Raw genomic sequence first — 23,005 nt, forward strand, 5'->3', positions numbered from 1 at the left:
CTGATCGCCCTTGACGATGACTTGTCCAGACGTTGCTCAGGTCGAGCGCTCCTTCGACAATGACCGCTTCGTTGCCGACAACCGAGATGGTCATGCCTCAGCCGATCTTCTTCGCCCATGCCAATGGGTTCCCTTCCGCGACCTATGGCAAATTGTTCGCTGCCCTTGCGCCGGACTACGACGTGAGCCATGTGGCGTGTCAGGGGCATGACCCGCGCTTTCCCGTGGACGACAACTGGCGTGGCCTGGTCGATGAGCTGCTGCACCATGTGCAGGGCCAGCCGGCGCCGGTCTGGGGCGTCGGCCATTCGCTGGGCGGTGTATTGCACCTGCACGCTGCCATGCGCCGGCCGGATCTGTACCGTGGCGTGATCATGCTCGACTCGCCGGTGTTCACGCGTGTCGAGCGCTGGTTGATTCGCGGTGCCAAGCAGGTCGGTCTGATCGACCGCATTACGCCTGCGGGGCGAACCTTGGGCCGACGGGCATCGTTTCCCGACCCCGATACCGCTCGCCGCTATTTCTCCAGCAAGGCACTGTTCCAGGGCTTCGACCCAGAATGCCTGGACGCCTACCTGGAGCATGGGCTGGCGCAAGCCGCACAGGGCTGGCAGTTGCGATTCGATCCTGCGACCGAAATCGGCATCTACCGAAGCGTACCCCACGAGTTGCCCATGCCTGGCCGCCTGCTGGACGTGCCGGTGGCGATGATCGGCGGGCGGCAGAGCCGGGTGGTACGGCCTCGCCACGCGCTGGCCGTACGCGCGCTGCCCAAGGGTGAATACCATGCCGTACCCGGTGGACACATGTTCCCACTGGAACGCCCCGTGGACACCGCCAGCCTGATCAAGGGCCTCTGCGACCGTTGGAGTCAGGCATGAGCGTGAAATCGAGCGAACTCAGCCTGGACCTGGGTCACCTGACCTTGGCCGCGCGGGTGTACGGGCCCGCGGACGGTATGCCGATGCTGGCGTTGCACGGCTGGCTGGACAACGCCGACAGTTTCGTCCGCCTGGCGCCACGCCTGGAGGGCCTGCGCATCGTTGCGCTCGACCTGGCCGGGCATGGTCGTTCCGGGCACCGACCGCCGGGTGGCGATTATCACCTTCCAGGCTATGTGGAGGATGTCCTGGGCGTCGCCGACCGCCTGGGCTGGCAGCGCTTCGGGCTGCTGGGCCACTCGCTGGGCGCCGTGATCGCCGTGCAACTGGCCGGTGCGTTGCCCGAGCGCGTCGATCGACTGGCCTTGATCGATGGCGTGCTGCCGCCCATGGCACACGAGCAGGACGCGGCCAGCCGGCTGGGCATGGCCTTGCAGGCACGCCTGCGCCGACAGCCGGGCCGCAAGCGGGTCTACGCCAGTTTCGAAGAGGGCGTGAGGGCGCGCATGAACGGTCAGGTGCCGGTCAGTCACGACGCTGCCGAACGGCTGGCGCTACGGGGGCTTGAGCCCGTGCAGGAAGGGTTCAGCTGGCGCAGCGACAGCCGTCTGACCCTGCCTTCGCCCGTTCGTCTTACCCAGGGCCAGGCGCTGTCGTTTGTCCAGCGCATCGCCTGCCCGACTCAGCTGATCGTCGCGACCGACGGCCTGTTGGCGCATGAACACGACCTGCTGGCCCAACTGCCGTTCGAGCAGGTGACGCTGCCAGGCGGGCATCACCTGCACCTGAACGATGAACGCGGCGCAAGCCTTGTTGCAGACTGTTTCAATCGTTTCCTGCGGTTTGCTTGACTTGAGCCGGGCAAGTGCCGAGGCTTGCCAGGTTCATCAGGGAGACGACCATGTACATGCCAGACAGTCCATACGGCCCGAGCGGCCAGCCACATTTAGCAGGCAATCGATGAGCAGGCGCTGCGCAACACGCCTGGCAGCAGGCCTGACACTGACCCTGTCCGCCGTGGTGTGCCGGGCGGACGCATTGCCCACGCCGGCCGATGCACGTGTCGTGGACCAGCGGCCTGCGGTGCAGCAGGAGCGTGTCTATCCGCTTGGCGCGTTGCGCAAGATCAGCGGTCGGCTACGCATGGAAGGCAAGGTCGAAGGCCGTGGCCAGGTCAGTTCGATCACCTATGAGCTGCCCCAGGAGCGCACGGCCCGCGAGGCGTTCACCGCAGCGCGCGAGCAGCTGCAGCGCGAAGGAGGGTATCCGCTGTTCTGGTGCCAGAGTCGTGATTGCGGCGAAGCCAGCCTGTGGGCCAACGAGGTGTTCAAGAACGCACGCCTCAACGGCGGGGACGAGCGCCAGGCGTTCATCCTGCTGCGCCGCTCCGCCGAACAGCCCGATGCGCTGGTGTCGTTGTACAGCGTCACGCGGGGCAACGGGCGCGCCTATCTGCACGTCGAGGAATTCGTGGCCGATACGCCCCTGGGCGAGCTGTTGCCGACACCAGCGACGATCCTGCGCGAGCTGCGTGACACTGGTCAGCTGGACTATCCGGAACTGGGCGCGGTGCGGCCGACCTGGGCGACATTGCTGGCGCGCAGCCTCAACCTGGACAGCACGCTCAGGGTCGTGCTCGGCGGTGAACAGCCCGAGGCCTGGCGCCAGCAGTTGATCGACGCCGGCGTGCGCAGTACCCGGCTGGAAGCCAACCCGACGGCCGACAAGGGCCTGCACGTGGAGCTGATCCGCTGAGCACGCCCATCCTGCCCAACAACGACCGATTGCTGGTCCAGATTCTCCTGCTGGCGCTGCTCGGCGCAGGCGTCTGGGTCATGGCGCCGTTCATTTCTGCGCTCCTGTGGGGCGCGATCCTGGCCTTTGCCAGCTGGCCGGCCATGCGCGTGCTGACGCGCTGGCTGGGTGGACGCGAGACGCTGGCAGCCGCGCTCCTGACCGGGGCCTGGACCTTGCTGGTGGTACTGCCCCTGGTCTGGCTCGGCTTCAACCTGGCCGACCATATCCGCGATGCCACGCTCTTCATCCGCGACATCCGCGTCGAAGGGTTGCCGCCCGCGCCACCGTGGATGGGCCGCATGCCCCTGATCGGCGAGCGTCTGGTCGATGGCTGGAACACCCTCGATCAGCAGGGCGCGGCGCTGCTGGCGTCGCTCAAGCCCTACCTGGGGCAGGTCGGCAACTGGCTGTTGGCGCGCAGCGCCCAGATCGGCGGTGGCATCCTCGAGCTGACCTTGAGCATCGTGTTCGTGTTCTTCTTCTACCGCGACGGGCCACGCCTGGCAGCGTTCGTGCTGCGCCTGCTGCAGCGGTTGATCGGCGAGCGCGCCGATTACTACCTGACGTTGGTCGCCGGGACGGTGCAGCGGGTGGTCAACGGCGTGATCGGCACAGCGGCGGCCCAAGGCCTGCTGGCCCTGATCGGCTTTCTGATCGCCGGCGTGCCCGGGGCGGTGGTGCTGGGGATCGTCACCTTCATGCTCAGCCTGGTGCCCATGGGCCCGCCGCTGGCCTGGATCCCGGCCACGGCCTGGCTGGTCTGGCAGGAACACTACGGCATGGCCATCTTCCTGGCCATCTGGGGGACCTTCGTCATCAGCGGCGTGGACAACGTGCTCAAGCCCTACCTGATCAGCCGGGGCGGGAACCTGCCGCTGGTCATCGTGTTGCTGGGCGTGTTCGGGGGGCTGCTCGCGTTTGGTTTCATCGGCCTGTTCATCGGGCCGACGTTGTTGGCGGTGGCGTACAGTCTGTTGCTGGATTGGAGCCGCAATGAACAGCCTCAGCAGCTGTGATGCTTGTCCCGGTCTTCAGGACAGGTGGCACTTACCGCTGCTGTATGAGGGGCTGGTAAGCATGTATGCGGCTTTGGCATTTTAATTATGGGTATGGTGAAACACGATCAAGGCAGTCAACAGCAGGATTTGAATGGTCAACAGGCTGACCAGCAACCGTTTCATGCCTACAGGAAAACGTGCGACTTCGGCTGGGTCGATAAGGTTTCTGCGCGTAAACATTCTGGGTACTGCCACGATCATCGAGATCAAGCCCGTACGCATGAGCTTTCCCAGCAGCCCCGCATGCTGGAACGTTCTTTTGTTGTCATTCACGAATGTGCAGTTTTTCAAGTGCGATTCAAAGCGCTCGGTGTAAGCGTGCGCGACATAGCACTGCACGATCATGGCGAGCATCATCGGGGCCAGTATCAGCAGCGCAATGAACCCCGGATGCACGTCATTCATTCTGATAACCCGGTCTATAAAAAATCACCTGGAATCGCGGCGTCTTGATCATCACCGCCAGCGCACAGGGCACGCTCACACCTGTACCGCTGTAGCCTCCGGCACCAGAAACGCCGCTTCCAGCAATTGCCGGGTATACGGATGCCGAGGAGCGGCGAATACCGTCTCGGCCTCTCCCTGTTCCACCACCTGGCCTTGCTTGATCACCATCAACTGGTGGCTCAGCGCCTTGACCACCGCCAGGTCGTGGCTGATGAACAGGTAGGTGAGGTTGTACTTCTGCTGCAGCGAGCGTAACAGCTCGACCACTTGGCGTTGCACGGTACGGTCCAGCGCCGAGGTGGGCTCGTCGAGCAGGATCAGCGCGGGCTTGAGCACCAGGGCGCGGGCGATGGCGATGCGTTGGCGCTGCCCGCCGGAAAACTCGTGGGGGTAGCGATGGCGTGTTTCGGGGTCCAGGCCCACTTCCTGCAAAGCGGCGATGATCGCCGCCTGCTGGCTTTCGGCGTCGCCGATGCCGTGGATGCGCAGCCCTTCGCCGACGATGTCGGCCACGCTCATGCGCGGGCTCAGGCTGCCGAACGGATCTTGGAACACCACCTGCATCTGCCGCCGCAGGGGGCGCACCTGGTTCGCGTCCATGCCTTGCAGGTCCTGGCCATCGAAGCGAATCTGGCCCTGGCTGGCGATCAGCCGCAGGATCGCCAGGCCCAGGGTCGACTTGCCCGAGCCGCTTTCGCCGACGATACCCAGCGTGCGTCCCCGAGGCAGGCTGAAGTGAATGTTCTCCACCGCCTTGACGTGATCCACCGTGCGCCGCAGCAGGCCCTTGCGGATCGGGAACCAGACGCGCAAGTCGCGCACTTCCAGCAGGGGCGGGCCAGCTGCGGTGTCGGCAGGGCCGCCCGTGGGTTCGGCATTGATCAGCATCTGCGTGTAGGGATGCTGGGGCGCGCTGAACAGCGTCTGGCACTCGGCCTGCTCGACGATGCGCCCCTGTTGCATCACGCACACCCGGTGGGCGATGCGCTTGACCAGATTGAGGTCGTGGCTGATCAGCAACAGCGACATGCCCAGGCGGGCTTGCAGGTCCTTGAGCAGGTCGAGGATCTTCAACTGCACGGTGACGTCGAGCGCGGTGGTCGGCTCGTCGGCGATCAGCAATTCCGGTTCGTTGGCCAGGGCCATGGCGATCATCACCCGTTGCCGCTGGCCGCCGGAGAGCTCGTGGGGCAGTGCCTTGAGCCGTTTGGCAGGCTCCGGAATCCCCACCAGGTCGAGCAGCTCAAGGGTGCGGGCGGTCGCCTGCTTGCCGCTCAGGCCCTTGTGCAGCAACAGCACCTCGTTGATCTGCTTTTCCAGGTTGTGCAGCGGATTGAGCGACGTCATCGGCTCCTGGAAGATCATCGCGATGCGGTCGCCACGAATCTGTCGCAGGGGCTTCTCGCCCAGGCCCAGCAGGTCTTGCCCGCCATACTGGATGCTGCCACTGGGGTGGCGTGCCAGCGGGTAGGGCAGCAGGCGCAGGATCGAGTGGGCGGTCACTGACTTGCCCGAGCCGCTTTCGCCGACTAGGGCCAGGGTCTCGCCGCGGCGGATGTCGAAGCTCACGCCCTCGACCACCCGCTGCACACGGTCACCGCCGACGAATTCGACCGACAGGTCACGGACTTCGATCAGGTTGCGGTCGTGCATGTCATTTCCTCGGGTCGAACGCGTCGCGGGCGGATTCGCCAATGAACACCAGCAGGCTGAGCATGATCGCCAGGACGGCGAAGGCGCTGATGCCGAGCCAGGGTGCCTGCAGGTTGGACTTGCCCTGCGCCACCAGCTCGCCGAGCGAAGGCGCGCCCGGTGGCAGGCCGAAGCCCAGGAAGTCCAGCGCGGTCAGCGTGCCGATGGCCCCGGTGAGGATGAACGGCAGGTAGGTCATGGTCGAGATCATCGCATTGGGCAGGATGTGCCGGTACATGATCGCGCCGTCGCGCATGCCGAGCGCCCGGGCGGCACGCACGTACTCCAGGTTACGGCCCCGCAGGAACTCGGCCCGCACCACATCGACTAGGCTCATCCAGGAAAACAGCAGCATGATACCCAGCAACCACCAGAAGTTCGGCTGCACGAAGCTGGCCAGGATGATCAGCAGGTAAAGCACCGGCAGGCCGGACCAGATTTCCAGAAAGCGTTGCCCGGCCAGGTCCACCCAGCCGCCGTAGAAGCCCTGCAAGGCCCCTGCGATCACCCCGACCACCGAGCTCAGCGCCGTCAGGGTCAGGGCGAACAGCACGGAGATGCGGAACCCATAGATCACCCGCGCCAGCACGTCGCGGCCCTGGTCGTCGGTGCCCAGCAGGTTGTCCGCCGAAGGCGGGGCAGGGGCCGGCACCTTGAGGTCATAGTTGATGCTCTGGTAGCTGAACGGGATCGGTGCCCACAGCACCCAGCTGTCCTTGGCCGCCAGCAGCTCGCGGATGTAGGGACTCTTGTAATTGGCCTCCAGCGGGAATTCACCGCCGAAGGTGGTTTCCGGGTAGCGCTTGAAGGCCGGGAAGTACCACTGGCTGTCGTAGTGCACGGCGATGGGCTTGTCGTTGGCGATCAGTTCGGCGCCCAGGCTCAGCCCGAACAGGATCAGGAACAGCCACAGCGACCACCAGCCTCGGCGGTTGGCCTTGAAGCGTTCGAAGCGACGTCGATTGAGGGGAGAAAGGGCCATGTCAGTGCTCCCGGCTGTCGAAGTCGATACGGGGGTCGACCAGGGTGTAGGTGAGGTCGCCGATCAGTTTCACCACCAGCCCCAGCAGCGTGAAGATGAACAGCGTGCCGAACACCACGGGATAGTCGCGGTTGATCGCCGATTCGAAGCTCAGCAGCCCCAGGCCGTCGAGGGAGAAGATCACCTCGATCAGCAGCGAGCCGGTGAAGAAGATGCCGATGAAGGCCGAGGGGAAACCGGCGATCACCAGCAGCATCGCGTTGCGGAACACGTGCCCATAGAGCACCCGCGAGCGGCTCAGGCCCTTGGCCTTGGCGGTGACCACGTACTGCTTGTTGATCTCGTCGAGGAAGCTGTTCTTGGTCAGCAACGTCATGGTGGCGAAGTTGCCGATCACCAGGGCGGTGATCGGCAGCACCAGGTGCCAGAAGTAGTCGAGTACCTTGCCCAGGGTCGACAGCTCGTCGAAGTTGTTCGAGGTCAGGCCGCGCAGCGGGAACCAGTCCAGGTAGCTGCCACCGGCGAACACCACGATCAGCAGGATACCGAACAGGAAGGCCGGGATCGCATAGCCCACGACGATCGCCGAACTGGTCCACACGTCGAAGTGACTGCCATGGCGCACTGCCTTGGTGATCCCCAGCGGGATCGACACCAGGTACATGATCAGCGTGCTCCACAGGCCCAGCGAGATCGATACCGGCAGCTTTTCGGCGATCAGGTCGATCACCCGTGCGTCGCGGTAGAAGCTTTCGCCGAAGTCCAGGCGCGCGTAATTCTTGATCATGATCCACAGCCGCTCGGGCGCCGACTTGTCGAAGCCGTACATGTGCTCGATCTCGGCGATCAGGGCCGGGTCCAGGCCTTGGGCGCCACGGTAGTTCGAGCCGGCCACGGCCACTTCGCCGCCACCGCCGGCGATCCGGCTGGTGGCGCCTTCGAAGCCTTCGAGCTTGGCGATCATCTGCTCCACAGGGCCGCCCGGGGCAGCCTGGACGATGATGAAGTTGATGATCAGGATGCCGAACAGGGTCGGCACGATCAGCAACAGGCGGCGCAGGATGTAGGCGAGCATGTCAGTGCGCTCCGGCGGCGGTGGCGGTGGGGTCTGCTACCGGGGGCGTGGACGCGGTCTTGGCGTCCGGCTTGATCCACCAGGTGTTGAGGCCGACGTCATACGGCGGCGACTGCTCGGGGTGGCCGACGCGGTTGCTGTAGGCCACGCGCCAGGTCTTGATGTGCCAGTTGGGAATCACGTAGTAGCCCCACAGCAGCACGCGATCGAGCGCACGGGTGTGGGCGATCAGGCTCTGGCGCGAGTCGGCGTTGATCAGGCCTTCGACCAGGTGATCGATGGCCGGGTCACGCAGGCCGATCAGGTTGCGGCTGCCGGGTTTGTCGGCGCTGCTGCTGGACCAGAACTCGCGTTGCTCGTTGCCGGGCGAGGACGACTGCGGGAAGCTGCCGACCATCATGTCGAAATCCCGTGAGCGCATGCGGTTGATGTACTGCGACACGTCCACGCGGCGGATGCTCAGGTCGATGCCCAGGTCGGCCAGGTTGCGCTTGAAGGGCAGCAGCACGCGCTCGAATTCGGTCTGCACCAGCAGGAACTCGATCGACACCGGCTTGCCCTGGGCATCGACCATCTTGTCGTCGACGATCTTCCAGCCCGCGTCGAGCAGCAGCCGATAGGCCTGGCGCTGGTGCTCGCGGATCATGCCACTGGCATCGGTGACCGGATTGCGGAACGCGGTGGTGAACACCGGCTCGGGAATCTGCCCGCGCAGCGGGTCGAGAATCTTCAGCTCCTCGGGGCCGGGCAAGCCCTGGGAGGCCATGTCGGAGTTTTCGAAGTAGCTACCGGTGCGGGTGTAGGCGCCATTGAACAGCTGCTTGTTGGTCCATTCGTAGTCCAGCAGCAGGTTCAGCGCCTGGCGCACCCGCACGTCCTGGAACAGCGGGCGACGCAGGTTGAAGACGAAGCCCTGCATGCCGGTCGGATTGCCATTGGGCAGCTCTTCACGGATCAGTCGCCCGTCGCGCACCGCCGGCACGTTGTAGGCGGTGGCCCAGTTCTTGGCGCTCATCTCCAGCCAGTAGTCGAACTGCCCGGCCTTGAGCGCTTCCAGCGCCACAGCGTTGTCGCGGTAGTAGTCGAAGGTCATCTCACCGAAGTTGTAGGTGCCACGGTTGATCGGCAGGTCCTTGGCCCAGTAATCCGCGACTCGTTCATAGCGAATCGAACGGCCCGGCTTGACCTCGGCCACGCGGTAGGGCCCGCTGCCCAGGGGCGGCTCGAAGCTGGTGCCGTCGAAGGCACGGTCGGCCCACCAATGCTTGGGCAGCACCACCAGCTGGCCAAGAATCAGCGGCAGCTCGCGGTTGTCCTTGTGCTTGAAGACGAATTTTACGCGGTGCGCGTCTTCGGCCACGGCCTCGGCCACGTCGGCGTAGTACATGCGGTACAGCGGGGCACCTTGGGTCGTGAGCGTGTTGAAGGAGAACACCACATCGTCGGCGGTGACCGGTGTACCGTCGTTGAACTTGGCTTCGGGGCGCAGGTAGAAACGCACCCAGCTGTTGTCGGGGGCCTTCTCGATTCTGCCGGCCAGCAGCCCGTATTCGGTAAACGGCTCGTCCAGGCTCTGGCGCATCAGGGTGTCGTAGACCAGCTCCAGCCCCTCGGCCGGGGTCCCCTTGTTGCTGAAGGGGTTGAGGCTGTCGAAACTGCCCGTGCCGGATTGGCGGAATACGCCGCCCTTGGGCGCGTTCGGGTTGACGTAGTCGAAGTGCTTGAACCCTTCGGGGTATTTGGGCGGCTCGTCGTAGAGCGTCAGGGCGTGCTGGGGCGCGGCCAGCGTCGGTAGGGCGAGGCAGGCGAGCAACAGGCTGCCGGCCAGCTGGCGCAGACGGTGCAGGGGCGTCATTGAGGGTTCTCCGAAGGCTTGAGCCACCAGCTGTTCAGGCCCAGGGTATAGGGCGGCGTGGCGACGAAGGCGAACCGGTTGCGGTAGGCCAGGCGATGAGTGTCCAGGTACCAGTTGGGGATCATGTAGTCGTGCCACGACAGGACACGGTCGAGCGCCCGGGCCGCAGCGACTTGCTCGTCACGGGTGCTGGCGGCGAGCAGGGTCTCGAGCAGGTGATCGACGATGGGGTCCTGCACGCCTGCGTAATTCTTGCTGCCCTTGATCGCGGCCTGGCTGGAATGGAAGTACTGCCACTGTTCGAGCCCTGGGCTGAGGGTCTGGCCCAGGGTCATGAGGATCATGTCGAAGTCGAACTGGTCCAGGCGCTGCTTGTACTGGGCGCGATCGACGGTGCGCAGGTGCGCCTGCACGCCGATGCTGGCCAGGTTCTCCATGTACGGCTGGAAGATACGTTCGAGATTGGGGTTGACCAGCAGTAGCTCGAGACGCAGCGGCCGCCCCTTCGTATCGACCAGGCGTTGATTCTTGAGGGTCCAGCCGGCTTCGGCGAACAGCGCAATGGCCTTGCGCATCGTCGCTCGATCGATGCCACGCCCCTGGGTCGTGCTGACCTGGTAGGGCTGGGTGAACAACGCATCGGGCAGCTGCCCGCGATAGGGCGCCAGCAGCAGCCATTCCTGACCCGTGGGCAGGCCGGTGGCGGCGAATTCGCTGTTGGGGTAGTAGCTGGTCGAACGCCGATAGGCATTGCTGAACAGGGTCCGGTTGGTCCACTCGAAGTCCAGCATCAGCCCCAGGGCACGCCGTACCTTGGGATCGGCCAATGGGGCGCGACGGCTGTTCATGAACAGCCCCTGGGTCTGGGTCGGAATGCGGTGGGGGATCTGTGCCTTGATCACCTCGCCACGGCGCACGGCCGGGAACCGGTAGCCATTGGCCCAGTTCTTGGCCTGATGCTCGATGTAGAGGTCGAATTCACCGGCCTTGAAGGCTTCGAAGGCGACGGTCGAATCCCGATAGAACTCGTACTCCACGCGGTCGAAGTTGTACTTGCCGCGGTTGACCGCCAAGTCCTTGCCCCAGTAATTCTTGACCCGCTCGAACACCAGTCGGCGCCCTGGCACGACCTCGGTGATGCGGTACGGGCCACTGCCCAAGGGGGGCTCGAACGTGGTCGCCTTGAAGTCACGGGTCTGCCAGTAATGCTTGGGCAGGACTGGCATTTCACCGAGGCGCAGGATCAGCAGGGGGTTGCCGGCACGCTTGAAGACGAAACGGATGCGCAACGGGCCGAGTACATCGACGCGCTGGACTTCCTGCAGGTTGGTGCGATACGTCGGATGGCCGTCCTTGAGCAGGGTGCGGTACGAGAACGCCACATCGGCCGAGGTGATGGGGTGGCCATCGTGGAAGCGTGCTTCCGGGCGCAGGTTGAAGACGACCCAGCTGCGGTCTTCGCTGTATTCCACCGAACGTGCGATCAGGCCATAGCTGGAGGTGGGCTCATCGCCCGACGGATCGTACTGGCCCGTGCCGATCATCAACGGCTCGTTGAGTTCGTTGACCCCATACTGCAGAAAATTCGGTGTGGTGACCGGGCTGCTGCCCTTGAAGGTGTACGGGTTGAGCGTGTCGAACGTGCCGAAGGCCATGGCACGCAGGGTGCCGCCTTTGGGTGCGCGCGGGTTGACCCAGTCGAAATGGGTGAAGCTGGCCGGATACTTGAGCGTGCCGAATTGCGCATAGCCGTGGCTTTCGCTGACGGCCGCGACGACGGGAAAGCTCAAGGCCAGGCTGATGAGCAGCAGGAGAGGGCGTATCAAGTCGGCGATCCGATCCAGGCGGCTTGGGCTTCGATCGGGCTACAGTAACAGCTTGTCCAGCCTCGAAAAAGACCACCTGCACACGGCGTGTGAGGCGGGCCTGGAGGAACGGATCCGCCAGGTCCTGACGCGTTACCGGCTGACGTAGACCGTCAGCGTCTGACCTGGCTTGAGGGCTTGACCGCTGCGGGGGTTCCAGCGCTTGAGGTGTTTCATTTCGACGTTGAAACGCTTGGCCACCATGTACAGCGAATCGCCCTTGCGAACCTTGTATTGCGTGGTGCGCTGCTTGGAGGCAGCCACCCGGTTGGCGGCGGCCGACGGCGCGCTGCCACCGCGCAAGGCCAGTACCTGGCCTGCCTTGACGCGGTTGCCTGGCAAGCGGTTCCAGCGCTGCAGATCCTTGACCGAGACCTTGTTGGCGCGTGCGATGGCGCCCAGGTTATCGCCGCGCTTGACGCGGTAGCTGCGTGTCTTGACGGTCGGCGCGGACGCTTCGGCCAGCGCCGCTTCGAAGGCGCCCTTTTTAGGTTGCAACGACACCAGCTGCTCAGGCTTGAGGTTCGACAGGCTGGCGCTGAGCAGTTCGGCCTTGGCCGTCGGCACGAGCAGGCGTTGCGGACCATCGACGGTCATGCGCTTCTTGAAGGCCGGATTCAACTGGATCAGTTCGTCCTCGTCGATGTCGGCGAAGGCGGCGACCCGGGTCAGGTCCAGGCGGTCGTTGATGACCACGGCCTCGAAGTAGGGCTCGTTGGCGATCGGGGTCAGGTTGACCCCATAGGCCTCGGGGGTCATGACCACCTGCGACAGGGCCAGCAGCTTGGGCACGTAGTTCTGGGTTTCCTGCGGCAGGGGCAGGTTCCAGTAATCGGTCGGCAAACCGAGCTTCTGGTTGCGCTCGATGGCTCGGCTGACGGTACCCTCGCCGGCATTGTAGGCCGCCAGGGCCAGCAGCCAGTCACCGTTGAACATGTCGTGCAGCTTGCTCAGGTAGTCCAGCGCCGCGTTGGTCGAGGCGGTGATGTCGCGACGACCGTCGTAGAAGTTGGTCTGGCGCAGGTTGAAGTACTTGCCCGTGGTGGGAATGAACTGCCACAGCCCGACGGCATGGGCGCGCGAGTAGGCCATGGGGTTGTAGGCACTCTCGATCGCTGGCAGCAGCGCCAGCTCCAAGGGCATGTCGCGCTCTTCGAGACGCTCGACGATGTAGTGCATGTACAGGCTGCCACGTTCGCCCGCGGTCTCGACGAACGAGGGGTTGCTGGAGAACCACAGTCGCTGCTGCTCGATGCGTGGGTTGACGCCGATGCTGTCCTGCAGCACGAAACCGCGACGCATGCGCTCCCAGACGTCCTGTGGCGCCTGCTCCACCGGTTTGGGTGCGGCGGTCATGATCACCGGTTTGTGCTTGATCCTGGCCTGGTAGTTGGGCACCTGGACGCTGTCGGCCTCGCTGACCCGCGAGGTGCTTTGGCAGCCCACCAGGGTGGCGGCCAGCGCCAGGGCAGCGGCCTGGGCCAGGCGGGTCAGGGCGGCGGATTGGACGGTCCTTCGGCTTCGAGTAGACATCGGCGGGGACGGGTTTCCGGGCAAAAAATTTCGGCGATTCTAGAAACCGCTTCCCGCCTGGTCAACCTTTGACCAATAACCCGATGGAACTTGAGGCTTTCAGAAGCTGTCTTTCCAGCGCCTCAACGCAGCAAACACGGTGCTCGCATCACTGCCGAGCGCAGCCCCCCGTTCGTCTGCTTTTTGTTTAACAGATGTTTCCGAGCAACGCAGGAACGGGTTGGTCGCGCGCTCGAGCGCGAGCGTCGAAGGCAGGGTGATCCGTGCTGCGGCCCGAAGCTGTTCGACCTCCGCCAGCCGGCGGGCAATCTCGGGGTTGCCAGGTTCCACGGCCTGGGCGAAGCGCAGGTTGCTCAAAGTGTACTCATGGGCGCAATACACCTGCGTGTCGTCTGGCAGGGCGGCCAGTCGCTCGAGCGAAGCGTGCATCTGGGCCGGGGTGCCTTCGAACAGTCGGCCGCAGCCGCCGGCGAACAGCGTGTCGCCGCTGAACAGGAGTGGCGTCTGACCGTCGACGGTGTGCAGGGCGATATGGCCCAGGGTATGGCCTGGCACCTCGATGACCGTGAAGGTCAGCCCCAGGGCTTCGACGCGGTCGCCTTCGACCAGGCCCCGGTCGCGTGCCGGAATGCTTTCCTTGGCCGGGCCGCTGACGTAGGCACCGGTTTTCTGCTTGAGGCACTCGACGCCGCCAACATGGTCGTGGTGATGGTGGGTGATCAGGATGGCTTCCAGCTCCCAGCCCGGGTGCGCGGTGAGCCAGTCGAGAACCGGCTGGGCATCGCCGGGGTCGACCACCGCGCATCGGCGTGTCTCCGTATCCTGTAACAGCCAGATATAGTTGTCCGAGAAAGCAGGTAACGCGTCGATCTGTATCATGAGTAGATTCCGATTCGCCGGGTGGTGAGCAGGGCCGTCATCTTATGGACCGCTCAGGTCGTCGCCAAGTTTGCCCTGTCACATGTACGGGCCGCCAAGATCGGCCAGGGGCGGGCGACGAACGCGGCGCCACAGGCGGCGTGGGCCAGACAATCGATCCGAGGAGATCAGCATGACCGACCAGGTATTCGCCCAGGCCGACCGCGAGTGGGTCGAGCTGATCGCGATGGCGCGCGACTGGTTCGAGGGGCCGCAGGGGCAGTTGATGCTGCGCGAAGAGCAGCGCCTGCTCGATGACGAGCTCTCGCGCTACTTCGGCGGCTTTTCCATCCATTACGGACCCTGCGCCGAGCCTTCCCCGGGCGCCTCGCGGATTCAACGCAACGTGCGCCTGGGCGCGCCCTTTCCAGGCGTGGACATCGTCTGCGAAGAGCAGGCCTGGCCGCTGGGCGAGCATGCTGCCGACCTGGTCGTGCTGCAGCACGGGCTGGATTTCAGCCTCTCGCCCCATGGGCTGCTGCGCGAGGCGGCGCAGGCCGTGCGACCGGGCGGCCATGTCCTGATCGTGGGCATCAATCCCTGGAGTACCTGGGGCGCAAGCCATCTGTTCGCCCGCGGCGCCCTGCGACGTGCCCGCTGCATCTCCCCTTCGCGGGTCGCCGACTGGCTGGGCCTGCTGGGGTTCGCGCTGGAGAAACGACGCTTCGGGTGTTATCGTCCGCCGCTTGCCTCGGCCGTCTGGCAGCACCGGCTGGCGGGCTGGGAACGCACGGCGGGAGACTGGCAATGTGCCGGCGGCGGCGTCTACCTGCTCGTTGCCCGCAAGATGGTGAGCGGCCTGCGGCCTCTGTGCCGGCCACGGCGCGAACCCATGGGCAAACTGTTGCCCTTGCCGCTGGCCAAGGCCAACCGCCGTTCCAGCGAGCCCTGACCTGGCCACGGCCTGACTTTTCAATCGAACACTGAGCGGTACATGAGCGATAGCATCGAGATCTACACCGATGGCGCCTGCAAGGGCAACCCGGGCCCTGGTGGCTGGGGCGTGTTGATGGTTTACAAGGGTGCGGAAAAGGAACTCTGGGGCGGAGAGCCCAACACCACCAACAACCGCATGGAGCTGATGGCCGCCATCCAGGGCCTGATGGCGCTCAAGCGCGAGTGCGCGGTGCTGCTGGTCACCGACTCCCAGTATGTGATGAAAGGCATCACCGAGTGGATGACCAACTGGAAGAAGCGCGGTTGGAAAACCGCTGCCAAGGAGCCGGTGAAGAACGCCGACCTGTGGAAGCTGCTGGACGAACAGGTCAACCGCCATCAGGTGACCTGGAAGTGGGTGCGCGGCCACATCGGCCATGAGGGCAACGAGCGTGCCGACCAGTTGGCCAACCGGGGCGTCGATGAAGTGCGTGCGCAACGTCGCACCACGTCCTGATCGTATTCCTTGCCGTCGACGGAGGTCCTAGGTGGAACAGCAGTTGAGCAGGTTGGTGGTTCTCGATACCGAGACCACGGGTATGCCGGTCGGCGATGGTCACCGCATCATCGAGATCGGATGTGTCGAAATCATCGGTCGCCGCCTCACGGGGCGGCACTTTCACGTCTATCTGCAACCTGATCGCGACAGTGACGAAGGCGCCATCGGCGTGCACGGCATCACCGATGCGTTCCTGATCGGCAAGCCACGCTTTGCCGAGGTCGCCGACGAGTTCTTCGACTTCATCCAGGGTGCCCAGCTGGTCATCCACAACGCGGCGTTCGACGTGGGCTTCATCAACCACGAGTTCGCCCTGGCCGGGCAGCAGGATCGTGCCGACATCAGTCGGCACTGCACCATTCTCGACACCTTGATGATGGCGCGTTCGCGCCATCCGGGTCAGCGCAACAGCCTCGATGCACTCTGCAAGCGCTACGGGATCGACAACTCCGGCCGTGAACTGCACGGCGCCTTGCTCGACTCGGAATTGCTGGCCGATGTCTACCTGGCGATGACCGGTGGCCAGACCAGCCTGTCCCTGGCAGGGCACGGCAATGAGGAGGATTCGTCGGGCCAGCAGGGCAGGGCCAGCGAGATTCGTCGTCTGCCCGCCAGCCGTACACCGGGGCCGATCATCCAGGCGACCGCCGACGAAGAGCAGGCGCATCTGGCGCGGCTGGAGGCCATCGCCAAGGCCGCAGGTGGGCCGGCGATCTGGCAGACGTTGATGAGGTAATGGGCGAGTCGCTGCCCGGTAGACGCACAGGCAGGGTCAGGGCCGCAGGCGCGGCCCTGTATCAGGGAACGCGAATCAGCTCGACGCCCGTCTGCGCCAGCTCGAAGCGGTCGTCACCGAGGTGATTGACGCGATCGCCGATTGCCAAGCGGTAGACGGTCACGGGGGAGGCCAGCGCGCCACCGTCTGCGGCTGCAGGCGCCTCCTCGAATTGATGGACCGGGTAGATGCGTCCTTCGGCGTCCCGTGCATGGAACCGACCGACCAGTACTGCTGCCATTTAGCGTACAACCTCTACGAGATAAATTGAATTTCTGCAGCGATAGACCCTCGGCCGACGCGGGAAGTTTTCCAGTGCCGGAAAAAAACTTAAGCAGGCCCATGGCGGTCAGCTATAACGAATGCTTTCTTCCAACCCGTTGAGGTGTCACTTCATGAGCCAGGTGTATTCCGTAGCAGTGATCGTCGGCAGCTTGCGCAAGGCGTCCTACAACCGCAAGGTGGCTAACGCGCTGGCCTTGCTGGCGCCCGCCAGCCTCGAGCTGAAGATCGTGGAAATCGGCGATCTGCCCCTCTACAACGAAGACCTCGAAGCCCAGGCTCCGGCTGCCTGGACGACCTTTCGCCAGGCGGTCAAGGCCAGCGATGCGGTCCTGTTCGTGACACCCGAATACAACCGGACCATGACCGGCGCTCTGAAAAATGCCATCGACGTCGGCTCGCGTCCTTATGGCGACAGTGCCTGGAATGGCAAGCCCGCAGCCGTGGTCAGCGCGTCGCCGGGCGCACTGGGTGGTTTCGGCGCCAACCACAACGTGCGCCAGGCGCTGGTGTTCCTGGACATGCCCTGCCTGCAGATGCCCGAAGCCTACCTGGGTGGCGTCGCCGACCTGTTCGACGAGCAGGACCAGGTGAGCGAGAAGACACGCCCGTTCCTGCAGGGCTTCATCGACACTTTCGATGCCTGGGTGAAGCGTCATTGCGCACCGTGAAGGCTGGCAGCCCATCCATGCGTCGCGCCACCGACCCTCTCGCTGCAGCCCATGAGTGACAAGGACACCATCTCTGTCCACCTGGTGCGTGAGGCCTTGCTGCAGGCCCGTACGGGCGAGGTCCCCACGGACGAAGTGCTGCGTCAAGCCGGTGTCGATCCTGCCATGCTCGACCAGCCCACGGCGCGGGTGTCGGTCCAGGCCTATTCACGGCTGTGGCGCCTCTTGGCACGGCTGGGAGACGATGAGTTCTTCGGCATGGATGGCCGGGGGTTGCGTCATGGCAGCCTGGCGTTCATCGGTCGGATCACCCGGGTGCAACCCACGGTGGGCGCTGGGCTCGAGGTGCTGCTGGAGTTTCTCGGGCTGATGCTGGCCGACCTGCGGCCTCGCCTGGTGCGCCATGCCGGCGTGGCCGAGATCGTGCTCGATGAACCCCTGCCGTCGCCACGGCGCGCCTTCACCTACTTCACGCTGTGGATGTTCGTCCATGGTGTGCTCTGCTGGTTGGCCGGGCGGCGTCTGCCCATCCTGGCCATCGAGCTTCGTTGCGAGGTGCCGCCGTTTTGCGAAGACTACCGGGTGATGTTCTCCGAGCACCTGCGCTTCGACCGGCCTCGGTCGCGCATGCTCCTCGCCGATGACGGCCTCGAGGCAGGTATTCGCCGCGGGCCGGCGGAGCTGAAGCGGTTCCTGGCCCAGGCGCCTGGGAACATCCTGGTCAAATACCGGGACCCGGACAGCCTGGCGCGTCGCCTGCGCCGGCAGTTGCTGCAGCTCGAACCTGCACGCTGGCCGGACGTCGACGGTCTGGCCCGCGAACTCTATCTGTCTGCCTCCACCCTGCGCCGCCGACTGGCCGAAGAGGGCACCTCGTTTCAGGCGCTCAAGGACAGCGCGCGGCGTGAGCTGGCGATTGCCTGGCTGGGCGAGGAGCGGCAGAGCCTGAGCGAGTTGGCCGAGCGCCTGGGGTTCGCTGACGCCAGCTCGTTCTACAAGGCCTTTCGCAAGTGGTTCGGCTGCAATCCCGGTCAGTACCGGGCGCTGGCCTGCCCAGTGCCGGGGATGGACGACTGATCCACGCACAGGGGAGGCGGGCACGCATCAAGCGCTTCCCTCTGCCAACGAACAGGCCTGTCGGGGAGGGTGGTGGTTCCGACCCACCAGGAGTACCCCGATGTCCATCCTTCGCGTCCTGTCCTCCGTTGCGATCCCCTCCAGCGCTGAAATCGACGAAAAGATCGCCAACGCTACCGATCATTTCATTCGTGACCATCTGCCCGATTGGTTGAGCCGAGCGACGCCCGAACGCATCAATCGGTTGCGGGACTGTTTCACTGCCCATTACGCCGCCCAAGACCGTGTCCAGCAACGGCTGGCCGGGCTGACACCGGTCGACCGCTTTGCCACGATGCACCTCGGTGCGGTCGTGGCGCAGTGGGTGTCCGAACCCGTTGCGTTGCATGAGCTGGAATGGCGTGAAGTCCGTCGCGCCTTCAAACCGTCGGTGGGCATCAACCTGCCCAGCGACACCCTCATCGTCCTGCGCCAGCCCGCGCTGCTGCGCCTCATGCAGAATTTTCACGCGGGCGCCACCTTCTACGAAGGCACAGGACTGGTGCGCCAGGGGGACGTGCGCATTCTTTCGGGTGACGCCGACAGCTTCGCGGCCGCCATACGCGCCCTGGACCTTGGCGCGCGTTACCAGCAGCACCTGGCGGCGATCTTCACGCCCGAGGCGCAGCACGCATTGGCCCAGGACAAGCGCGCAGCCCTGGCCCTGTGCACGCAGATCGCCCTGTTGCAAGGCACGCTGACGGCCGACGAAGCGAATGCACTGCAACGCTGGCTCGACGCCGCGCCGACCGACGCGTCCGCCATGGTCGCCTATCCCGGCGCATTGACCGTGCTGGGCGAGTGGGTGACCGATGCCGTCGTCGTCCAGCTGCGCGGTATCGAGGGCACTGACCAGGGTCTGCTGCTGTACAGCCCTAACGATACCCAGGCGCCGCTGCGCCGTTTCTCCAGTTGGGAAGCCATGAACACGGCCTTGGCGCATGCCTTGGGCGACCCGGACTACCGCCGCCGCTTCAGCCAGACGATCACGCTGGCGCGGCGAGCCGAGTTTCTCGAACGGCTGGCCGTGCGGCTCGAGGATCCACGCAGCGATCTGGAGCTCACGGGGCCGACTGTCACCGGCGACCTCTTCGCGCAGCTGGCCGCGCAGCAGATACAGCGTGTCAAGGCAGACGCCGCCATGCTGCTGGTCAGCAATGCCCAGGTCGACGATGCCGCTTCCAAGGCACGCCTGAGTCGCTGGGAAACCCTGGGCCTGGATGTGCTCAACCTGGCCGGTCTGTTCGTTCCCGCCATCGGCGCGGCGCTCCTGGCCCAGTTGACGGCGCAGACCGCATCGGACGCCTACACAGGCCTCGTGCATTGGCACCGTGGTCACCGCCATGAAGCGTTGGAGCACCTGCTGGGCGTGGCCGAGACCGTTGCGGTCGGCGCGGCGATGGCCGTCGGCATCACCTGGGTGGCCCGTGGTTTCAGGCGAAGCGCCTTCGTCGATGCGCTGGAACCGGTCCAGCTGCAGGACGGGCGCCGCCGGTTGTGGCACAGGACGCTTGAGCCCTTCGTCGAGACGCCCGATGACGCGGTCCTGCAAGCCGATGGCCGGTTCAGCGACGGCGAGCGACACTGGATCCGGATCGAGGGCCGCTTCTACCGAATCCATCAGCCCGTGCCTGGGCAGGGCTGGCGTCTGAGACACCCGCTCGGCGAAGGTGCCTACGAACCGGCGGTGCAATTCAATGGCGAGCGCTGCTGGTGCTTACGTGATCACCGCCCGCTGGAGTGGCGCGACAGTGCGCAGATGCTCGACACCCTGTGGCCCCACGAGCCGCCTCTGACGGCAACGCACGCCGAGCGTATCCTGCGCGTGGCGTGCATGGACCAGGACGAGTTGCGCGGGCTGCTGGTCGAGCACCGTCAGGCGCCCTGCAACCTGAAGCTGGCGATCCAGTGGTGCGCTGCGGACCGGCGCATCGAGGCGTTCTACGATCAGCTGGCACGTGCCCGCGTGCCCACTGACACCGCCTTGCTCAGCGAGTGCCGGTTGCAACCTGACCTGACGGGCTTGACCGAGGCGGCGCTGCACGACGCGCTGATCGAGAGGCAAGGCTGGCTAGGTCCTCGGCTGTTCGAGCACCTGATCCGTGGCGAGCGCCTGTCAGACCCCGTGGCCGCGCTGGTCAGACGTGATTTTCCCGGACTGCCGGAGGGCTACATCGAGGTCGTGTTGCAGACCGCCACCCAGGCCGAACGAAGCCTGGCACGGGCCGAGCAGCGCCTCCCGCTGGCGTGGGCCACCCAGGCGCGATCGCTGCTTCAATTGGCTCGGCTGAACAAGGCCCTGGCAGGCCTCTGCCTGAACAACACTTATGGCCCCGACACGATGGACCTGGTCATGCCCCTGCTGCGACGGGTGCGCTGGCCGACACGACTCAACCTGGAGCTGCGCGCCGATCCGCATGGCGCCTTGCTGGCGCGCCTCGTTCCGCAGGCGCCCGAGCAGACGCTGCGGGTGCTGGTCCATGAAGACGATGGCTTCCATGTCTACGATGACCGAGGGCTGGAAGACGAGGCGTCGATACCGGCACCACGAACGCTGTTCCAGGCCCTGGTGGCCTTGCTGTCGCCGCACGAGCTCACGGCGCTGGACTGTCGCCTCGACACCGCCGCAGAAGACCTGCGCCAGACCCTGCTCAAGCACCTGCCCCAGGGGCAGGCGCAGCTCCGCCGACTGGCCGGGTGGACGCCTACGCCAGGCTGGTTCAATCCGGGCCAGCGCCTGCCCGATGGTCGCGTCGGTTATCTGCTCAGCGGGCGGGGACCCTCTGCAAGCTCGACCCGACAGATGCTGCGCGAGCGGGTACGGGCGTTGTACAGCGGGTTCACCGACACGCAGGTCGAGAGCTACCTGAACCTGCTGCTGCGCTCGCCGGGTTCGGCATTCGAAGTCCTCTTGAACCAGGAGATCAGCTACGAGCGTCTGGATGATGTGCTCAACGAGTGGGCCAGTTCGGAAACCCGCTGGCGCCAGCGCACGATACGCAATCGCCTGGGCGCTGCCCTGCGACGGTGCTGGCGCCTGCAAGGCCCCATGGTGTTTTCCGCCAATGGCCAGGCCGAAGGCATGTTGCTGGACCTGAGTGACGCGCCCGTCCCGGTTCTGCCCAGTCTGCCCGAGCGCACCGACTTCGGTCATGTCACCCAGCTGATCATGACAGGCATGGGCGTGGAGGACGTTCCGCAGACGTTCATGTCGGCGTTCACCTCGCTGCAACACCTGAACCTGGCCAGCAACCGTCTGACCCGGCTGCCGGCCGGAATCGAAGGGCTGACCATGCTGCGCAGCGTCCGTCTCGCGGAAAACCGCATCACCTATTCCGAGTCATTGAGCGAATCGCTGCACGCGCTCGTCGACATCCAGCTGCTCGATCTGCGATTCAACCCGCTGCGGCGTTTCGCCTGGCGCCACGATGCACGCATGCGCCTTCATACCTTGCTGCTCTCCCATACCCAGTTGGAAGCCTGGCCGACCGGATTGCTGCCATGCACCTATCTGGAGTATGTCGATCTGCGCTTCAACCAGATCAGAACGCTGCCTGCCGAGCTGCTGAACATGCCGTTCAACTACCGGCATGCCTTCGCCGTCGATGGCAACCCCCTGGCACCGGCCGATGTGAACCGTCTGACCGTGCCAGACCCCGGGGCAGTCGCGCCGGACTGGAGCCAGTTGTATGACGAGGCCAGCACGCGTGCAGCATGGCTCAATGACCTCCCGCTACAGGATCAGACCGCACGTGCCGCCCTCTGGGACCGTCTCAATGCCTTGCCGGACAATGCAGGGTTTCTTGCGCTGTTGAGCGAGCTGACCCACGCGGCTGACTACGTGCAGGCGCGTGACGTGTTGCGCTCGCAGGTCTGGGAGATGATCGAGCGGCTGGATACCGATGCCCAGGTGCGCGGCGAGTTGTTCGCACGCGCCAACGAGCCTCGCACCTGCGCCGATTGCGCGGCTGACCGGTTCTCCGAGTTGCGCTTGCAGATCATGGTCGTCGACGCACAGCGGGCCACCGGGCCGCAGCGCGAGCGAGAGCTGCTGACGCTCGGCAGGCGCCTGTTCCGTCTGGACCGGCTCGACCAGTTCGTCCGCGCCGACATCGCCGAACGCCTGCGCGCCGGCCAGGCCGTGGATGAGGTCGAGGTGAGTCTGGCCTACCGGGTGCGCCTGGCGCAGGAGCTGGACCTTCCTGCGCAGCCGCGGCACATGCGTTTCGAGCAGGTCGCCAATGTCAGCGCGGTCGCCCTCAGCGATGCGCTGGAAACGGTGAGAGCCGCCGAGCGTTCGGCGGAACTGACCGAAAGCCTGAGCCGCCGCGCCTTCTGGCGGGACTATCTGGCCTCGGTCCATCCTGCAGCCTTTGCGGCCGTGCGCGACAACTTCGCCGCACGCGGCAACGCACTCGATGAGCAGGGGGAAACCCTGACCAGCGAGCAGTATCGGGCGCGCTGGCAGACGCTCGACAGCGAGCGCGAGGCAGCGCTGCATGTGCTGACGGTCCACCTCACCGACGAGGCGCTCGCCCGTCATCCGCTCGATTAGTGGTCACTGGCCAAATCGGTCAGGACGATTGGCAGATTTGGCCATTGTGCCCAGGCAAGGCCGGCGCG

19 protein-coding genes are annotated in these 23,005 nt (G+C 65.1%); 10 read left to right on the forward strand and 9 right to left on the reverse strand.

Annotated features, from left to right (window positions below):
* The first annotated feature begins 92 nt into the window (after positions 1–92).
* The 4 genes from APT63_07415 to APT63_07430 all read left to right on the forward strand — a co-directional run bounded on the left by APT63_07415 (position 93) and on the right by APT63_07430 (position 3,694).
* Positions 93–881, forward strand: coding sequence for an alpha/beta hydrolase (locus APT63_07415; GenBank protein ID AMA47816.1), 789 nt, complete (start codon positions 93–95; stop codon positions 879–881).
* The gene (locus APT63_07420; protein ID AMA45474.1) at positions 878–1,732 is read left to right on the forward strand and encodes an alpha/beta hydrolase; all 855 of its coding nucleotides are present in this window, start codon (positions 878–880) and stop codon (positions 1,730–1,732) included. Before APT63_07415 ends, APT63_07420 begins: the two co-directional genes overlap by 4 nt.
* Before the next feature lie 109 nt (positions 1,733–1,841).
* Positions 1,842–2,636, forward strand: a complete 795-nt coding sequence (locus tag APT63_07425; GenBank protein AMA45475.1) for a hypothetical protein — start codon at positions 1,842–1,844, stop codon at positions 2,634–2,636.
* Between the two features lie 11 nt (positions 2,637–2,647).
* The gene (locus APT63_07430; protein AMA45476.1) at positions 2,648–3,694 is read left to right on the forward strand and encodes a hypothetical protein; all 1,047 of its coding nucleotides are present in this window, start codon (positions 2,648–2,650) and stop codon (positions 3,692–3,694) included.
* Between the two features lie 81 nt (positions 3,695–3,775).
* Here the strand turns inward: APT63_07430 and APT63_07435 are convergent, their stop codons facing one another.
* The 8 genes from APT63_07435 to APT63_07470 all read right to left on the reverse strand — a co-directional run bounded on the left by APT63_07435 (position 3,776) and on the right by APT63_07470 (position 14,064).
* Complete coding sequence (locus tag APT63_07435; GenBank protein ID AMA45477.1) at positions 3,776–4,141, reverse strand: hypothetical protein; 366 nt, start codon at positions 4,139–4,141, stop codon at positions 3,776–3,778.
* Between the two features lie 75 nt (positions 4,142–4,216).
* A complete protein-coding gene (locus APT63_07440; GenBank protein AMA45478.1) occupies positions 4,217–5,836 on the reverse strand; it encodes a microcin ABC transporter ATP-binding protein in 1,620 nt (539 codons plus the stop codon).
* 1 nt (position 5,837) lies between these two features.
* Positions 5,838–6,857: an ABC transporter permease gene (locus APT63_07445; protein ID AMA45479.1), complete on the reverse strand. Its 1,020-nt coding sequence runs from the start codon at positions 6,855–6,857 to the stop codon at positions 5,838–5,840.
* Between the two features lies 1 nt (position 6,858).
* A complete protein-coding gene (locus APT63_07450; protein ID AMA45480.1) occupies positions 6,859–7,932 on the reverse strand; it encodes a microcin ABC transporter permease in 1,074 nt (357 codons plus the stop codon).
* A gap of 1 nt (position 7,933) precedes the next feature.
* A complete protein-coding gene (locus APT63_07455; protein ID AMA45481.1) occupies positions 7,934–9,787 on the reverse strand; it encodes a hypothetical protein in 1,854 nt (617 codons plus the stop codon).
* On the reverse strand, positions 9,784–11,613 hold the full coding sequence (locus tag APT63_07460; GenBank protein AMA45482.1) for an ABC transporter substrate-binding protein: 1,830 nt from the start codon (positions 11,611–11,613) through the stop codon (positions 9,784–9,786). The genes APT63_07455 and APT63_07460 overlap by 4 nt, the downstream gene beginning before the upstream one ends.
* Positions 11,614–11,745: 132 nt before the next feature.
* Positions 11,746–13,185, reverse strand: a complete 1,440-nt coding sequence (locus tag APT63_07465) for a lytic transglycosylase (GenBank protein ID AMA45483.1) — start codon at positions 13,183–13,185, stop codon at positions 11,746–11,748.
* A 99-nt stretch (positions 13,186–13,284) separates the two neighbouring features.
* Entirely contained in the window at positions 13,285–14,064 is a 780-nt protein-coding gene (locus APT63_07470; protein AMA45484.1) for a hydroxyacylglutathione hydrolase, read from the reverse strand.
* A gap of 172 nt (positions 14,065–14,236) precedes the next feature.
* Here APT63_07470 and APT63_07475 point away from each other — a divergent pair, with 172 nt between their 5' ends.
* The 3 genes from APT63_07475 (at position 14,237) to APT63_07485 (ending at position 16,274) form a co-directional block, all read left to right on the forward strand.
* Positions 14,237–14,995: an SAM-dependent methyltransferase gene (locus APT63_07475; GenBank protein ID AMA45485.1), complete on the forward strand. Its 759-nt coding sequence runs from the start codon at positions 14,237–14,239 to the stop codon at positions 14,993–14,995.
* Between the two features lie 42 nt (positions 14,996–15,037).
* A complete protein-coding gene (rnhA, locus tag APT63_07480) occupies positions 15,038–15,496 on the forward strand; it encodes a ribonuclease H (GenBank protein AMA45486.1) in 459 nt (152 codons plus the stop codon).
* A gap of 82 nt (positions 15,497–15,578) precedes the next feature.
* A complete protein-coding gene (locus APT63_07485) occupies positions 15,579–16,274 on the forward strand; it encodes a DNA polymerase III subunit epsilon (GenBank protein ID AMA47817.1) in 696 nt (231 codons plus the stop codon).
* Positions 16,275–16,335: 61 nt separating this feature from the next.
* Here APT63_07485 and APT63_07490 read toward each other — a convergent pair whose 3' ends face one another.
* Entirely contained in the window at positions 16,336–16,554 is a 219-nt protein-coding gene (locus tag APT63_07490; GenBank protein AMA45487.1) for a hypothetical protein, read from the reverse strand.
* Positions 16,555–16,708: 154 nt separating this feature from the next.
* Here APT63_07490 and APT63_07495 point away from each other — a divergent pair, with 154 nt between their 5' ends.
* The 3 genes from APT63_07495 (at position 16,709) to APT63_07505 (ending at position 22,937) form a co-directional block, all read left to right on the forward strand.
* Positions 16,709–17,266 carry an ACP phosphodiesterase gene (locus tag APT63_07495; protein ID AMA45488.1) on the forward strand — a complete coding sequence of 186 codons (558 nt, stop codon included), beginning with the start codon at positions 16,709–16,711 and terminating at the stop codon, positions 17,264–17,266.
* Positions 17,267–17,317: 51 nt separating this feature from the next.
* Positions 17,318–18,343: an AraC family transcriptional regulator gene (locus APT63_07500; GenBank protein ID AMA45489.1), complete on the forward strand. Its 1,026-nt coding sequence runs from the start codon at positions 17,318–17,320 to the stop codon at positions 18,341–18,343.
* A gap of 100 nt (positions 18,344–18,443) precedes the next feature.
* Positions 18,444–22,937, forward strand: coding sequence for a hypothetical protein (locus APT63_07505; protein AMA45490.1), 4,494 nt, complete (start codon positions 18,444–18,446; stop codon positions 22,935–22,937).
* The last annotated feature ends 68 nt before the right edge of the window (positions 22,938–23,005 follow it).

It is taken from the genome of Pseudomonas monteilii (assembly GCA_001534745.1).
In the GTDB taxonomy this organism is placed as follows: Bacteria; Pseudomonadota; Gammaproteobacteria; order Pseudomonadales; family Pseudomonadaceae; genus Aquipseudomonas; species Aquipseudomonas alabamensis.

Coding starts and splice junctions, on each gene's coding strand:
- APT63_07455 (AMA45481.1), bottom strand. CDS start 9,787: ATGACGCCCCTGCACCGTCTGCGCCAGCTGGCCGGCAGCCTGTTGCTC.
- APT63_07420 (AMA45474.1), top strand. CDS start 878: ATGAGCGTGAAATCGAGCGAACTCAGCCTGGACCTGGGTCACCTGACC.
- APT63_07445 (AMA45479.1), bottom strand. CDS start 6,857: ATGGCCCTTTCTCCCCTCAATCGACGTCGCTTCGAACGCTTCAAGGCC.
- APT63_07425 (AMA45475.1), top strand. CDS start 1,842: ATGAGCAGGCGCTGCGCAACACGCCTGGCAGCAGGCCTGACACTGACC.
- APT63_07500 (AMA45489.1), top strand. CDS start 17,318: ATGAGTGACAAGGACACCATCTCTGTCCACCTGGTGCGTGAGGCCTTG.
- APT63_07475 (AMA45485.1), top strand. CDS start 14,237: ATGACCGACCAGGTATTCGCCCAGGCCGACCGCGAGTGGGTCGAGCTG.
- APT63_07435 (AMA45477.1), bottom strand. CDS start 4,141: ATGAATGACGTGCATCCGGGGTTCATTGCGCTGCTGATACTGGCCCCG.
- APT63_07465 (AMA45483.1), bottom strand. CDS start 13,185: ATGTCTACTCGAAGCCGAAGGACCGTCCAATCCGCCGCCCTGACCCGC.
- APT63_07450 (AMA45480.1), bottom strand. CDS start 7,932: ATGCTCGCCTACATCCTGCGCCGCCTGTTGCTGATCGTGCCGACCCTG.
- rnhA (AMA45486.1), top strand. CDS start 15,038: ATGAGCGATAGCATCGAGATCTACACCGATGGCGCCTGCAAGGGCAAC.
- APT63_07440 (AMA45478.1), bottom strand. CDS start 5,836: ATGCACGACCGCAACCTGATCGAAGTCCGTGACCTGTCGGTCGAATTC.
- APT63_07495 (AMA45488.1), top strand. CDS start 16,709: ATGAGCCAGGTGTATTCCGTAGCAGTGATCGTCGGCAGCTTGCGCAAG.
- APT63_07505 (AMA45490.1), top strand. CDS start 18,444: ATGTCCATCCTTCGCGTCCTGTCCTCCGTTGCGATCCCCTCCAGCGCT.
- APT63_07485 (AMA47817.1), top strand. CDS start 15,579: ATGCCGGTCGGCGATGGTCACCGCATCATCGAGATCGGATGTGTCGAA.
- APT63_07490 (AMA45487.1), bottom strand. CDS start 16,554: ATGGCAGCAGTACTGGTCGGTCGGTTCCATGCACGGGACGCCGAAGGA.
- APT63_07415 (AMA47816.1), top strand. CDS start 93: ATGCCTCAGCCGATCTTCTTCGCCCATGCCAATGGGTTCCCTTCCGCG.
- APT63_07470 (AMA45484.1), bottom strand. CDS start 14,064: ATGATACAGATCGACGCGTTACCTGCTTTCTCGGACAACTATATCTGG.